We start from the raw sequence: 14,413 nt of genomic DNA, 5'->3' as shown, positions 1-14,413 counted from the left end.
TCATTCCGCAGGCTCCGTATATTCCTTGCGCAGTGTCAGCTTGGACACCTTGCCCGTCGCCGTCATCGGCAGCGCATCCACGAAGATGATGTCATCGGGCATTTGCCATTTGGCGACATGCTCGGCCAGGATGTTCAGAAGCTCCTCCTTCGGTGGCTCGGCCCCGTCCCTTGCCTGAACCACCAGCAGCGGCCGTTCGTCCCATTTGGCGTCGGGCACGGCGATAACCGCACAATTGGCGACACCCGGATGGGACATGACGACATTTTCCAGGGCCAGGGAACTGATCCACTCGCCGCCCGACTTGATCAGGTCCTTGGAGCGGTCGGTAACACTCAGAAAGCCTTCGGGATCGATGGTGGCGATATCGCCGGTGCAGAACCAGCCCTCGTCATCGAAGGCCGCCTGCGACGCTTCCCGGTTGTTGTAATAACCGCATGTCACCGTGTTGCCGCGCACGTAGAGATGTCCGGGCGTCTTGCCGTCATGGGGGAGACGGTTGCCGGTGTCATCGACGATCTTCAGCTCGACGCCATACATCCTGCGGCCCTGCGACTGCTTGCGGTCGATGCGCCTGTCGAGGGGAAGATCGTCAAGCTCCCGCGAAAGATTGCACTGGGTTCCGAGCGGACTCATCTCGGTCATGCCCCAGGCATGGCAGACGTTCACGCCCTTCGTCTCGAAGGCCTCGATCAGCGACCGGGGCGCGGCAGAGCCGCCGATGACGACGTCGCCGAATTCTTCCGGCAGCCGGCCGCGCCGGTTGATCTCGGCCATCAGCCCGATCCAGACGGTCGGCACGCCCCAGGCGGAATAGACCTTTTCCCGGTCCATGAGATCGAACAGGCTCTTGCCGTCCAGGGCCCCGCCCGGAAAGATCAGGCTGGCGCCGGATAGAGGCGCGCCATAGGGCAGCCCCCAGGCGTTGACATGAAACAGCGGCACCACGGGCAGAATGCGTCTGCCTTCACTGAGTGCCTTGGGAATGGTCACGCACATGCCGAGGGCATGCAGCACCGTGGAGCGATGGGAATAGAGCGTGCCCTTGGGATGGCCGGTCGTGCCGGAGGTGTAGCACAGCCCCGCCGCCTGATCTTCCGGCAGGTCCGGCCAGTCGATCTCCTCGCTCTGGCCTTCCAGAATGTCTTCGTAGCACATCACGCCGTCCAGCGAGGTCTGCGGCATGTGGCCGGGATCGGCCATGATGACGATGCGGAGATCTTCCGGCAGTTGCGGGCGCAGCTTTTCCAGAATCGGAACGAAGGTGAGATCGCAGAAAAGAATGCGGTCCTGCGCGTGATTGACAATGTAGGTCATTTCCGCTGCCGACAGGCGGGGATTGATCGTGTGGCAGACCGCTCCGATGCCGGAAATCGCGTAATAGAGTTCGAAATGACGGTAGCCGTTCCAGGCAAGCGTCGCGATCCGGTCGCCTTCCTTCACGCCAAGCTTCCTCAGCCCATGCGCGAGCCGGGCGATGCGCCTGGCCGTTTCCCTGTAGGTGGCCCGATGGATATCGCCTTCCGTGCGCACGGAAACGATTTCGCCAGTCGGATATTTTTCTGCCGCGAACGTGATCAGGTCCGCAATTTTCAGCGGACGGTGCATCATCATTCCCTTCATGTGTTTCCTCCCAGAACACGGCTGCTTTCACAGACCTTTAAAGGGTGAGGCGCAAACCGTAGCGCGGCAAACATGCGGTGGGAAGGCCCCCTTTCGGTGAAACCCTTTGACAGCGCGCCGGTCTTGGGCCAAACCCAACCCGATCCGATCCGCCGCAGAACGAAGAGACCGAGACCCCTTGATGACCCAGAAACTGGTCATTGCCGTTTGCACGGCGCAACGGCCGAAAATGCTGCAAGCCTGCCTTGAAAGCCTCGACAACCTGATCCAGCCGGACAATTCCGAGCTGTCGATCGTCGTTGTCGAAAACGATCCGCAACCGCATTTCACGGGCGCAGCCGCCGAGGCGCTGAAAGAACGGCTGTCTCTGCCGGTGTTCTTCCATCATGAGAAGCGCAGGGGCATTCCCTTTGCGCGCAACACCGCCCTCGAGGCGGCGCTGGAGCATGATCCGGACTGGGTCGCCCTGATCGACGACGACGAGCGCGCCGAGCCGGATTGGATCGAAAAGCTCCTGTCCGCCTGCACGCAGCACAAGGCCGAGGTCGCCAACGGTCCGGTACGGCGGATCTATGAAAAGCCGGCACCGCACTGGTGGAAATCCCAGCTGCTCAAGTCACGGCCGACCGGCACGGTGATCACCGAAGCCCCGACCAACAACATCCTGCTCAGTGCGCGGATCATCTCGAAGAACGGGCTTGGCCTGCGCTTCGACGAACGCCTGACCTTCGGCAGCGAGGATATCGACTTCTTCCGCCGCACCCATGCGGCCGGCGCAAAGATGATCTGGGTCGACGACGCTTTCGTCGAAGAGGATATCCCGGCCTCGCGCGTCACCACCGGCAGGCTTTTGAGCCGCATGCACATGGCGGCGACATCGGGCACCTTCAACATGGTGCTGCGCGAGGGCCGGCTGAAGGCGGCCATGCATTTCATCCCCAAGAGCACACGGCGGATATTCTTCGGTTTTCTGGCAACCGTGATCGGGTTCGTGATCAAACCGTTTTTCCGCAAACGGGGGGAGAAGCTGTTCTATTACGGCCTGATCCGGCTGATGAAGGGAACGGGCAACCTGCGCGGCCTTTTCGGCCGGGCGCATAACTACTACGACGTGATCGATGGCCACTGACGACCAGCCCGGAAAACTCGCCCATATCCATCTGGGCGTCGACGGCGGCGCGGAGCGTTTTTTCGTGCGCCTTTCGGGCGCCCTGGCGCGCCGGGGAGTCGAACAGGTCGCCTTCATCCGCAAAGACCGCCCCTGGCGGGACGAACTGGCGCACCATTGCGACGTCCGCGAGATCCGCTTCAGCCGTTCCCATATCAAACGACATCTCATCCGCTGGAACCTTGCCGGCCAGATCCGCTCCTTCGGCGCAACGGCCACGCTCGGCTGGATGAGTCCGGCCAGCAAATGGATGCCGAAGCCGGGACCGGGCCTGCGGACCTTCCTGCGACTGGGTGACTTTCCCGACGGGTTTCACACCTATGGCAACGTGGAACGGCTGATCGGCAACACGCCGGAGATCATCCGCCAGGCTGTCGAGATGGGCTGGCCCGCGGACAATGCGCATATGATCAGCAATTTCGTCGACCCGCTGCCGGAGGATCTGCAGCCCGTCAGGCGGGCGGATTTCAACACGCCCCAGGACGCCACCGTGCTGGTCGCGCTCGGTCGCTTCGTGGAGCGCAAACGCTTCGACCTGCTCATCCGCGCCGTGCACAGGCTGCCGGACAATGTCCATGCCTGGCTGATCGGCGACGGCGAGCTGCTGGACGACATGAAGTCGCTCGCCTCGGATCTGGGCGTCGAGCAACGGATCCACTTCCTCGGCTGGCAGCGCGATCCTTCGCCCTTCCTGAAAGCGGCAAGCATCCTCGTGTGTCCGACAGACAACGAGCCGCTCGGCAATGTCGTTCTGGAAGGCTGGAATGCCGGTCTGCCCGTCGTGGCCACGGCCTCGTCCGGTCCGAGCTGGCTGATCGAGGACGGCAAGACAGGCCTGTTGTCACCCTGCGGCGATGCAGAGGGTCTGGCCGCTTCCGTTTCCCGGATCGTCGAGAGCGACGCGCTTCGAGACGGGCTGATTGCCAACGCGCGCGCGTTTCTTCAGGAAAAATACTCCGAAGACGCCATCGTGAATGCCTATTTGGCGTTGTTCAGCAAGGGCGTTCCGGCCTGACGCCACGGGCCGGCTCCGTCCGCGGATCATCTGTCACCTTGAAAGATAGTAGCTCTTGCTGATGCGCCTTACGATCGAGAACCCGTTCTCAGACAGATAGTTGCAGAGATCCTCGATCTTGTCCGCCCCGACCACATGCGGGTGCATCTCTATGATGATCTTGTTGATCTTGCGCAGATTGCAGCTTCTGAGCAGATCGACCTCCGCCCCCTCCACATCCATGACGAGGGCCGACGGGTTGTAGCTGTCCACCACGTCGGAAATCGCATCGGCGGGCACGCGTGTTGCGCTGCCATGCTTCCGGTCGATCAGAGAGGATGATAGGACACCCTCGTCAAAAAAGAACTCGGCTTCCCCCGCCTCGGTCGCGAGAACCTTGTTGCGCAAATTCGGCCGCATGCCGTTGAGGGCGTAGTTCTTCTCGATGACAGGCTTCATGGCCGGATTGGGCTCGTAGGACAGGATGTTGTCGGGACCGCAGATCCGGGCGCAGGCAATGCCGATGAAGCCGATCCCTGCACCGGCTTCCAGAACCCGGTCGGCCGGCATCAAGGCTTCCCGCACCAAAAGGAATTTCCGAGGATCATATTTTTTCTGGTAGAGCTGCTTGCGGATGCCCTTGGGCACATCCTGCTGATCGGCCAGGAGCGTGATGCCATGGAGCTTGATCGTTCTGGGCGCGAATTTCCGCCTGACCTTATAGGCGAGCCGGCGTCCGAAGTGTGAGAGCATGCCGTCCATTACCTGTGTCAGAAGCCGGTCCGGAGCGTTCGGAGCATTCTACCCCTCCCGGCGCCATGACTTCTATCTGATCGGTTCGCAAAGCCAAAGTTGAGATGGAGCGTGAACCGTCGCACCCGCTACGGGCTTGATCGGAGCCGATCCGGGCCGGGTGGACTTTTCCGACATCCAGCGCCGGAAGTCCCAGCCTTCCCTCTTCAGGTCACAGTCGATAAGGGATGGAGCCCTGGAAAACAAGGGACCACCAGAAGAATACAGCCCCTGCGGAAGCAGAGAAGATAGTGGATCGCGCGCAATCCGCCCGGGCCCCTAACTCCTGCCTGTGAAGCAATTTCAGCACCCCGGGACGCGCTATCCTGGACTTCAAATTGTAAAACGGAATATATTCTGATCGTTCAATCGGGCACGTATAATTCACCACCCTCATCTTGAACACTCACACTGGAAATTTTTCTGAATACTCCAGTTTTTCAAAATCTTTTCTGTATATTTTTCGCACCAGTGAGATCGATTCTTCCCGATAGAAATATTTCAGTTTGTTCTTCGCCTTGGTAACGTTGCCAGCCTTTTGCGCTTCCATTTCGTGCGGAGCGGACAAATGGTCCCGGTCAATTGTCCGCCCACAAACCGTCTCCAGAAAGGGCGGAAGGACTTCGGACAAGTTCTCCAGTTTTGCCACCAGGGAAAAATCTTCCAGAGGCTTGTAGAGAAGGTCCGTTTGCGGCCAGAAATGCCGGTTTACCTGCTGTCCCTTTTCATCCAGATGCTTCAGAAATCTTGAAAACCCATCGGCGCTCACGTCGTGGTAGCCTTCGTATTGACGAAACCTCTCGGACGTATCGTGCGCAATCTTGTCCAGAAAGGCGGAAAGCGCTCTCTCGAACGGCTCGCGCACCACTACGAGTGAATGATAGGATTTCAGGCTGGCCAGCTGTCTGAAAGATAAATGTTCCGGCCTTAGCAGATGTTCTTTCAAGGCCTCCGGTGAATCGTAATCCGGATATCCGCAAACTTCCGCCAAATAGGCGCAAACACTTGAATTTCCGGACTTCTTGATTCTGTTGAAGCAGAGCCTGATCTCAGGGAAAACGGCAACATTGTCATGATTGAAAAAGTTTTTTACATCATAATTCTTGTTGTAGAAAAACCACTTCTTAGCTGCCACTTTCTTTAATTTCAGTTTCTTTTCCTTGAGAAACCCACTCATTTACCCACCCCGCAGACAAAATAATATTATTCACAATCAATTAGACGTCGACCAGATTTCACCCATGGCACGTTCTACATCAGAGACCGAAAAATCTCTTTTGTAACATAGCTTATGCACCGGCATTGACTTGATGATCTCCCTGTCCTCACTGTTGAACTGCTGCCTTACAAGCGCTCTTTGGAACCGGTGAGGCGGACCTGCACTGATTTTAGGGACCGTCTTCCAGGCCCGGCGAAAACCGGAAGACATCAGCACGGAATACTCGAACATATAGTGGAACCAGAAATATGCCCTCGGCAGCTTTTTGCGGCCATGCCAGAACGCAAGCGCATTCTCAAGCCAGATACTTGTGATCAAGCATTCCGGCTTTGCCGCCAGGAACCAACTCGAAATGAGTCTGTCCCTGCCTGGACGATGAAACGCAAAAAACGACGTTTGGGTGAATATCATGCCGAGCCATTCGTCCAATGGCCTCGTGCACAGGCAGGTTGCGTCCACCCAGACACCGCCTGTATCAGCCAGCAACTTTATTCGCAGCAGGTCCGCGTAATGGGCAATCGCGATGTTGCGGGGAAACAGGGATCTGGGCAGAATTTTTTCTGCTGCGCTCTGGTCCAGTACGACGACGTTCCAACCCGGATTCTGACGCCTCCAGCTTTCCACACAAAACCGGCACAGGTCCGGAGCGGTGTCGATGCCCTTGTCCCAGTAAACATAGATGATTTTCGGCAGATCGGGCCGCAGAACGGGACTGGTGTGACCGCGCAGCAATTTGCCCACGCGGGTCTTCTTCAATTTTCCATAGACTTTCTGCGCAGTGCCACTCAACATCAGCTGCATTTCCGATTGCCGCATCGCCTGGCCATTCCGACACGCATCGTGAGCGATACATGGGCACTCAAACTGTCGAACCAGACGTGAATATTTCAATATTACTTATTTTTCCAAACTCACCCAGCTCCCGATTGTATTGGTCTGTCAGTTTTCTGGAAACGGATTCATCGAAAACTCTATCTACCCGAAATTTTTCACCACCGCTTTCCGACAATATTTTGTCCACCTGCGCTTTGGTCACCTTTTTTCTGGACTTCCGTTTCGCCTGAAGGCGTTCCAGCGCCTCCTCGGTAGGTGCCGAATTGATATGCTTCCTTGCGCTTTTGTCCCTGTTTTTTCCAGCGTCGATCCCTGTCAGTCTGGACAAGCCGTCCGAAACGCGGAAATTTCCATATGGCCACAGTTCGATCTTGGCTTCAGGGAACACTCGAACCAGACTTTCAACAAGCGGAGTCCAGCCCTTCACGTCTGCCTCTGCCCATCGATTGAGTTGGTCAAAACCAAGACCACGGCCGAAATAGGCTTCACGCATGAGTTCATAAGAGAGCAGGAATTCCGGATACGGCCGCACCGAAAGATAGATGTTCTTCAGATTTGGTCCGAGAAGAGCGCTTACGGCAAGAAGGTTTCTCACGGCATCGGGATAGAGCACTCCAGGCTTTTCAATTTTTATGGCCTGGCCCAGGATGTTTTCGTCAGAAACAATCAGTTCCGGCGAAGCCGGGTTGACGAACTCAACAAATCTGTCGAAAGAGGTTTTTAATTTATACCTGTACAAGAACTTGAAGAATGACGATTTCTTGTTCATTCTGGAAAAATTCTTGATGTAATCGTTCAATACCCTTCTGTGATCCGGACGCATCCGATCCTCAGCGGATTGGGGAATCAGAACATCTTTTCCAGCAACCGTTTCAGAGCGCATCATTTCAAGCAACTCGGCTTGCAAGGAAGAGGTTCCAGTGCGATGCGCCCCAAGATGAAGGGTTATTTTTTCATAATATTCGGAAATAGACATCTACAGCTGCTTTGCATTCCCATCGCGGACGCGATGCTTCCGGTTGCCATCACGACACCCGTTTTCAAGTTTTTGTATTCAACTGCAACCAGGCCGCCAGAGCTTTGCTTTCCCGCGTCAGGCCACAGTCGATAAGCGATTGAACGCCTGAAAACAAGGCGCTGCCGGGGTAATGCAATCCTTCGGTGATCAGCCTGCTCATCTGGGCATTGTAGTCGCGATAGTGCCCGGCATTGTCGGTGTGCTGCCTGCGCTCAAGTGCCTCGGAGACCTTGCTTTCGAAGTCGTCGAGATACTTGAAATGCAGCAGGACGCCCCAGTCGGGAGCCACCGCGATCTGTCTGTCGATGCCATGCACGCCGCCGGAGAACCTGTAGCCGCGATCCCATTTCAGCAGCGGAATCTTGCTCTGCACGGCAGCCGGGCTCGGAAGGGCGTTCTTGACAGGCTTGAACAGCAGGTGATCCAGCTTCCTGCCGGCGACACTCTCAGGCGCCGTGGCACGAAGCGAGAAGACGGTCGACAGCAGCAACTTGTCGAAAAGGGTCTTCGGCCTTTTGGCGGCCTGGTGAAACAGCCGCTCCCGGGTGCCCCCGAAGACGTGCCGCGCCGGCGTCTTGTAGCGTTTGGCGTGACTGCCTTTCAGCGGATTGTAGCGGTAGCCTTCCGCATCGAACCAGGGGCATGTTTCCAGGAAACTGTCACCCGCCCTGTAGGAGAGGTCCTTCAGCGGGCCCTGCGGATACATGTCCACCATTGGCGTGAACAGTGCCCTGTAGCTGCCCTCATCCAGATATTGCGTGAGTGCGTCGATCGGGAGCTCGGGCCAGCCCGGATAGACGAAAAGCTCGTCCACATCTGGAAAGAGCACCCAACGGTCCTGAAGATAGCGCTCGCAGAGCAGTTGCCGCCACTCGGACTTGTGGTCCTTGTAGGGCTTTTCCGTCGGGATGACGCTGACGTCGGGCTGAGCCGCGAGCAAGGCGCCCGTACCGTCCGTCGAGGTGTTGTCGACAACAATGAAATGACGGACGCCCAACGCCCGGTAATGCTCCAGAAAGAACGGGAACCGGAGCGCTTCGTTGTAGGCCAGGATCACGGCAACCACCCCGTCCGCGGGCAGTGTCAGACCGTCCGCGACGGACGTTCCGAACGCTTCTATCAACCGGTCCCTGATCTTGTCTGCCACAGCCCTGCTTCTCCCTGGGTTCAAGAACCTGAAAAATATGTGTTTCTTGACGCCGGCGTATCGAAATCGAAACCGAAACGCTCAATGTCGGCGGCATACCAGTCGGCAACGATCCGGATCGTCCTGGGTGTATAGATATCCCGGTAGTCGGCGCGGGAGGCTTTGCTGATATTGCGTCTTTCCAGCTCGCTGGCAAACCCGAAGTAGTCTTTCAGCTCCACACCGAGGTGCTCCTGGCGTAAGACGTCCACGGCGACGTCTCCGCTTTCGTCGAGCACATAGTCTTCCTGCGGATACCAGCCCGAGACCGCCCGGTGCCAGTAATAGGGTTCGGAGCCCCACTTGTAACGCTCCTCCAGAAAGATCTCGAATTCGCGTTCACAGAAGTCCGGCGCATCGCCGGAATAGGTTCGCGTCTGCAGGGCGAACTTGAACCTGGAAACGGTGCGCGACCAGGGATTGCGCACGATCGCAAAGGCTTTCGTGGCCTTGCGTACGCTCAGGTCCACATCCCTCAGTCTGGCGTGTTCGTAACCCGGGTTGGTCTGATTCTGCAGCATGTGGTTCCTGAGCCCCTCCGCATAGGCCCTGCTTTTCAGGCGCCTGCGGTTGGCGAGCACCAGCTTTCCCTGCAGTTGCGGCGCCTCGCGAATGGCCATTCCGCCATTCTTGGGAATGTGGATGAAAAGGTGTTTCCGTGGCGCCAGTCCCAGCCGAGCGGGGGCAAACTTGAGGTAATTCCTGAGCTGATAGTCGTCCATCTGTGCACCTGACTGCAAAGACCGGTCGGCCGGTCCGGAGGTGCCTTATCCGAAACCGCCGAACCTGTCCAATTCTCAACTCCCGACCATCCTGCAGTCCGGTTCTCCTTCACCCCGTTGACCGCACTTGCCACTGCGGCTTAAGTAACAGCGCGCTTCCTGCACCCCGGGACCACCGCGTCGCTGCATCCTGCATCCCGACGAAGGTTGCGGGAACCGGCATCGACCGAAAAGGGATTACGGATGGAACTGGTGAGCAGCCCCAAAGTTCTCGTTCTCTTCCCCATCTACAATGGCGAAAAGACCATGCGGGAAAGTCTTGATTGCATCGCCAATCAGGACTTTCGGGACTTCAGGGCGGTCATCGTCGACAACAGATCAACCGACGCAACGGCCGAGATCGCTCGGGCCTATTGCGAGAAGGATCCCCGTTTCGAGGTGCTGACGCAGGACAGGCATCTTTCCGCGGTGGAGAATTTCATCTTCTGCATGAAATACGGCCGGGAACACGCCGACTACTTCTGCCTGCGCGCCTGCGATGACCTGTCCAGCGAGAACTTCCTGTCAGGGCTGGTGAGGGCGCTGGACGACAATCCGGACAAGCTGCTGGCCACACCGACCGTCCGGCGGGTCAATGGCGCGGACGAACGCGTCCTGCGGCCGGACCCGATCATTTTCGGATATGCCGATTCGCTCGCACGGGGACAGGTACCGCGCAGTCTCGCCTACCCTTCGGAATGGTGCTACGGGCTCTGCCGGTCCGACGGCGGTGCCGATATTTTCATCCGGCGCTGGAGCGAATATCCACATGCCTGGTGCGTCGCCTCCTATGTCGTCGCGGAATTCGTCATGCGGGACCTGGCTGTCTGGGTCGAGGATGTGGAATTCGTCTTTGCGGAGGGTTCCGGATCGTTCGAGAAATACGGCGCCAAAACCTTCTTTGCCAAATTGCGGCAGCGGCTGAACTACACGCTCGGCTGCTACAAGGTCGTCCACAAGCTTCCCAAGGTCTCGCCCCGGACACGGATAAGGCTTTTCCGGCGTTTGTGGCGCGATTCACGGATCAAGACACGCTACGATCTGGAGGATCATCTTCTGCGGGCCCTGAGACTGAGGAAGTAGGCCGAATTCTGTTTGCAACCTGAAGCTCTTTTGCTAGACATACCTCAACTATTTCCTGCGCTGACTTCCATTTTTCAGTCGTTTGACGGTATGCAAAAGATGAAAGCAATTATTCTGGCCGGTGGGTTGGGAACTCGCATCAGCGAGGAATCGCATCTCAGGCCCAAACCTATGATCGAGATCGGCGGACGACCCATTCTCTGGCACATCATGAAGATCTATGCTGCCAACGGAATCACCGATTTCATTATTTGCTGCGGATACAAGGGCTATTTGATCAAGGAATATTTCGCCAACTACTTCCTGCACATGTCGGACGTCACCTTCCATATGGACGAGAATCGCATGGAAGTGCATCGCCAGCAGGCGGAGCCCTGGAAAGTCACGCTGGTCGACACCGGAGAAACCACGATGACCGGCGGGCGTATCCGTCGGGTGGCGGACCATATCGACAGCACGTTCTGCCTCACCTATGGCGACGGCGTGGCCGACATCAGGATCGACAAGCTGATCGAACACCACAGGACCGGCGGCGTCGAGGCGACGGTGACCGCCATACAGCCGCCGGGACGCTACGGGTCGCTGGCAATTTCGGACAACCGGGTGACCGACTTCCTCGAAAAGCCTCTGGGCGACGGCCAGTGGATCAATGGCGGCTATTTCGTCTGCGAACCTTCCGTTCTCTCGCGGATCGACGGCGACGACACTCCCTGGGAAGCGAGCCCACTGGAGGGGCTTGCGAAAGACGGGCAGCTTGGCGTCTTCCGGCACGACGGTTACTGGGCCGCCATGGACACGCTCAGGGACAAGAACCAGCTCGAAAAGCTGTGGCAGTCCGGCAAAGCGCCCTGGAAGATCTGGTAGATGGCGAAGACCTTCTGGCAAGACAGGAGAGTTCTCCTGACCGGGCACACGGGTTTCAAGGGAGCCTGGCTAAGTGAACTGCTGATCGGACGGGGCGCCGACCTTTCCGGCATCGCGCTGCCGCCGGAGGCAGAAGACAGTCTTTTCACCGGCCTGGACCTGGACAGCCGGATGAAAAGCACCCTCCTCGATATCCGCGATGCGGATGCGCTGCAGACGGAAGTTGCGGCGCATGCGCCTGACATCGTTCTCCATCTAGCGGCGCAGTCCCTGGTCCGTCGCTCCTACAAGGACCCCGTCGGCAACTGGGCGACCAATGTCATGGGCACCGTGCATCTTCTGGAGGCGGTGCGCCGGCTGGACCATCCCGTGACGGTCATCGTCGTGACCACGGACAAGGTCTACGAAAACCGCGAGTGGGCCTATGCCTACCGGGAGACGGATCCTCTCGGCGGTCACGATCCTTATTCCGCCTCCAAGGCGGCTGCCGAACTGGTATCGGCAAGCTGGCGCCGCTCTTTCGGCGGTGACAGGCTGAAGATCGCGGCGGCCCGGGCAGGCAATGTCATCGGTGGCGGGGATTGGGCGGAAGATCGCCTCGTGCCGGATATCATCCGGGCGTTGCAAGCCGGTGAGGCGGTGAAAATCCGCAACCCGGCCGCCATCCGCCCCTGGCAGCATGTTCTCGATCCCCTGAACGGCTATCTGACGCTGGCCGAGTGCGTGCACGCCTCGCAGGAGGCCCGGTTCCAGAGCGGCTACAATTTCGGCCCTGAACCGGCGGATGTCTTTCCCGTCCGCACATTGGCAGAAGCGATTCTGGAGCACTGGCCCGGCAAGTGGACCGACGCCTCCGAAGCCGACGCCCTCCACGAGGCCGGACGGCTGTCGCTGTCGATCGACAAGGCGCGCAGCGACCTTGGCTGGGCGCCTGTCTGGCGGTTCGACCGGGCGGTCGAAAAGACCGTCGACTGGTATCGTCAGGTCATGGATGGCGCAGACCCGCTTCAGGTCACCCGGGATCAGATCGCCGCCTTCGAGGCCGACCGATGAAGTTCACACCGCTTTCCCTTGACGGCGCCTATCGCGTCGACCTGGAGCGCAGAGGCGACAGCCGGGGTTTTTTCGCCCGGATGTTCTGCCGCGAGGAGTTCCGCCGTCACGGTCTGACCGGGGTGTGGGAACAGTGCAACATGTCCCACAGCGCGGAAAAGGGCACCCTGCGCGGCATGCATTTCCAGCGCCCTCCGAAAGCGGACGCCAAGCTTGTGAAATGCATGCGCGGCGCCGTCTTCGACGTGATCGTCGACCTGCGCAAGGGCTCCGCCACTTTCGGGCAATGGACGTCCGTGATGCTCAGTTCGGAAGGTGGTGAGATGATCTACATCCCGGCGGGTTTCGCGCATGGCTTCCAGACGCTGACACCGGATGCGGAGCTGCTGTATTTCCATTCGCACAGCTACAGCCCGGAGCACGAGGGCGGGGTCCATCACATGGATGCGGAAGTCGGCATCGCCTGGCCTCTGGAGATCGGCACCCTGTCCGAACGCGACCGGAATCTGCCGCCCCTGAAGAATGTGGATCCGATTTGATGAAACAGACCTGCCGTCATTGCGGGCGCGAGCTGACCCGGCCCTTCCTGGACCTCGGCTATGCGCCGCCATCGAACGCCTATCTTGCGCCAGAGGATCTGTCCGCGCCGGAACTGACCTATCCGCTGCGGCTGATGGTCTGTGACGGATGTTTTCTGGTGCAGACACAGGACTATACGGACGCTGGCAGCCTGTTCGACAAGGACTATGCCTATTTCTCCTCGACCTCGAAAAGCTGGCTCGCGCATGCGGCGACCTATTGCCGGGACATCACCGGCAGGCTCGACCTGGACGGGGACAGCTTCGTTGTGGAGGTCGCCGCGAACGACGGCTATCTGCTGAAGAATTTCGTCGCGGCCGCGATCCCCTGCCTCGGTATCGAACCGACCGCCTCCACCGCCGCGGCGGCGGAAGCCCTCGGGGTTCCGGTGATGCGTGAATTCTTCGGTGCGGCCCTGGCCGAAGAACTTGCGGCGAGCGGAAAACAGGCCGACCTCATCATCGGCAACAACGTCTATGCCCATGTTCCGGATATCAATGACTTTACGCACGGTCTGGCCCGGCTGCTGAAACCGGCCGGCGTCGTGACCCTGGAGTTTCCCCATCTCATGCGCCTGGTGGAGTACTGCCAGTTCGACACGGTCTACCACGAGCATTTCTCCTATCTGGCGCTGGGCACGGTCTCCCGCATCTTCGCTGCGGCAGGCCTCAGGGTTTTCGATGTCGAGGAACTGCCAACCCATGGCGGCAGCCTGAGGGTCCACGGTTGCCTTGAGGACGGCCCGCATGCGCAAACCGGCGCCGTTGACAAATTGCTGGCGGAAGAACGCCGGCGCGGCATGGAAACGCCCGAGTTCTACCGCTCCTTCCAGCCGCGCGCCGAACAGGTGAAAAACGAATTCCTCGCATTCCTGCTGCAGGCCAGGAAGGACGGCAGGAGCGTGGCCGGATACGGGGCGGCGGCCAAGGGCAACACGCTGCTGAACTTCGCAGGCGTGGGCCCGGATCTCCTGCCCTTCGTTTGCGACGGGGCACCGGCAAAGCAGGGAAAATTCCTGCCGGGCAGCCACATTCCGGTCCTCCCGCCCGAAGTGCTGAGAGACCGGCGGCCGGACTATCTGGTCATACTGCCGTGGAACATCGCCGATGAAATCACGAAACAGAACGCGGATCTGGCCGCCGCCGGCACCCGCTTCGTCACATTCGTTCCCGATGTCCGGGTGATTGACGGTGCCCCCTGACGGCCCCTGCATCCGACAACACCCTGCCACGGCATCCA

At 58.9% G+C, this 14,413-nt stretch carries 14 protein-coding genes; 7 read left to right on the top strand and 7 right to left on the bottom strand.

Annotated features, from left to right (window positions below; all coding sequences use genetic code 11):
* Entirely contained in the window at window positions 1–1,623 is a 1,623-nt protein-coding gene (locus DCO57_RS08230; RefSeq protein ID WP_116698401.1) for a long-chain fatty acid--CoA ligase, read from the bottom strand.
* A 181-nt stretch (window positions 1,624–1,804) separates the two neighbouring features.
* Between DCO57_RS08230 and DCO57_RS08225 the strand changes: the two genes are divergently transcribed.
* Both DCO57_RS08225 and DCO57_RS08220 read left to right on the top strand, forming a co-directional pair.
* On the top strand, window positions 1,805–2,752 hold the full coding sequence (locus DCO57_RS08225) for a glycosyltransferase family A protein (protein ID WP_116698400.1): 948 nt from the start codon (window positions 1,805–1,807) through the stop codon (window positions 2,750–2,752).
* Window positions 2,742–3,806 (top strand): glycosyltransferase, encoded by a 1,065-nt coding sequence (locus tag DCO57_RS08220; RefSeq protein WP_116698399.1) that lies wholly within the window; start codon window positions 2,742–2,744, stop codon window positions 3,804–3,806. Before DCO57_RS08225 ends, DCO57_RS08220 begins: the two co-directional genes overlap by 11 nt.
* 33 nt (window positions 3,807–3,839) lie before the next feature.
* On the opposite strand, the gene DCO57_RS08215 is transcribed toward DCO57_RS08220, so the two are convergent.
* The 6 genes from DCO57_RS08215 to DCO57_RS08185 form a co-directional block, all read right to left on the bottom strand.
* Window positions 3,840–4,538, bottom strand: a complete 699-nt coding sequence (locus DCO57_RS08215; RefSeq protein ID WP_165814685.1) for an FkbM family methyltransferase — start codon at window positions 4,536–4,538, stop codon at window positions 3,840–3,842.
* A 445-nt stretch (window positions 4,539–4,983) separates the two neighbouring features.
* Entirely contained in the window at window positions 4,984–5,754 is a 771-nt protein-coding gene (locus tag DCO57_RS08205) for a sulfotransferase family 2 domain-containing protein (RefSeq protein ID WP_116698396.1), read from the bottom strand.
* Between the two features lie 36 nt (window positions 5,755–5,790).
* Window positions 5,791–6,597, bottom strand: coding sequence for a capsular polysaccharide synthesis protein (locus DCO57_RS08200; RefSeq protein WP_165814684.1), 807 nt, complete (start codon window positions 6,595–6,597; stop codon window positions 5,791–5,793).
* A 58-nt stretch (window positions 6,598–6,655) separates the two neighbouring features.
* Window positions 6,656–7,606 carry a hypothetical protein gene (locus DCO57_RS08195; RefSeq protein ID WP_133192640.1) on the bottom strand — a complete coding sequence of 317 codons (951 nt, stop codon included), beginning with the start codon at window positions 7,604–7,606 and terminating at the stop codon, window positions 6,656–6,658.
* 64 nt (window positions 7,607–7,670) lie between these two features.
* The gene (locus tag DCO57_RS08190; RefSeq protein WP_165814683.1) at window positions 7,671–8,795 is read right to left on the bottom strand and encodes a glycosyltransferase family 2 protein; all 1,125 of its coding nucleotides are present in this window, start codon (window positions 8,793–8,795) and stop codon (window positions 7,671–7,673) included.
* 20 nt (window positions 8,796–8,815) lie between these two features.
* Window positions 8,816–9,556, bottom strand: a complete 741-nt coding sequence (locus tag DCO57_RS08185) for a sulfotransferase family 2 domain-containing protein (protein WP_116698392.1) — start codon at window positions 9,554–9,556, stop codon at window positions 8,816–8,818.
* A 252-nt stretch (window positions 9,557–9,808) separates the two neighbouring features.
* On the opposite strand from DCO57_RS08185, the gene DCO57_RS08180 reads away from it, so the two are divergent.
* The 5 genes from DCO57_RS08180 (at window position 9,809) to DCO57_RS08160 (ending at window position 14,375) form a co-directional block, all read left to right on the top strand.
* Window positions 9,809–10,678 carry a glycosyltransferase family 2 protein gene (locus DCO57_RS08180; RefSeq protein ID WP_205756106.1) on the top strand — a complete coding sequence of 290 codons (870 nt, stop codon included), beginning with the start codon at window positions 9,809–9,811 and terminating at the stop codon, window positions 10,676–10,678.
* A gap of 99 nt (window positions 10,679–10,777) precedes the next feature.
* Window positions 10,778–11,542 (top strand): glucose-1-phosphate cytidylyltransferase, encoded by a 765-nt coding sequence (gene rfbF, locus DCO57_RS08175; protein ID WP_116698390.1) that lies wholly within the window; start codon window positions 10,778–10,780, stop codon window positions 11,540–11,542.
* Window positions 11,543–12,595, top strand: a complete 1,053-nt coding sequence (gene rfbG, locus DCO57_RS08170) for a CDP-glucose 4,6-dehydratase (RefSeq protein ID WP_116698389.1) — start codon at window positions 11,543–11,545, stop codon at window positions 12,593–12,595. It begins immediately after the preceding gene.
* Complete coding sequence (rfbC, locus tag DCO57_RS08165; protein ID WP_116698388.1) at window positions 12,592–13,134, top strand: dTDP-4-dehydrorhamnose 3,5-epimerase; 543 nt, start codon at window positions 12,592–12,594, stop codon at window positions 13,132–13,134. The genes rfbG and rfbC overlap by 4 nt, the downstream gene beginning before the upstream one ends.
* Window positions 13,134–14,375 carry a class I SAM-dependent methyltransferase gene (locus DCO57_RS08160; RefSeq protein WP_116698387.1) on the top strand — a complete coding sequence of 414 codons (1,242 nt, stop codon included), beginning with the start codon at window positions 13,134–13,136 and terminating at the stop codon, window positions 14,373–14,375. Before rfbC ends, DCO57_RS08160 begins: the two co-directional genes overlap by 1 nt.
* Window positions 14,376–14,413 lie beyond the last annotated feature (38 nt).

Origin of the sequence: Labrenzia sp. 011 (genome assembly GCF_003075075.1) — a bacterium.
In the GTDB taxonomy this organism is placed as follows: Bacteria; Pseudomonadota; Alphaproteobacteria; order Rhizobiales; family Stappiaceae; genus Roseibium.
The sequence above is the reverse complement of the archived record's forward strand: the minus strand, read 5'-3'. Positions and strand labels throughout refer to the sequence as shown.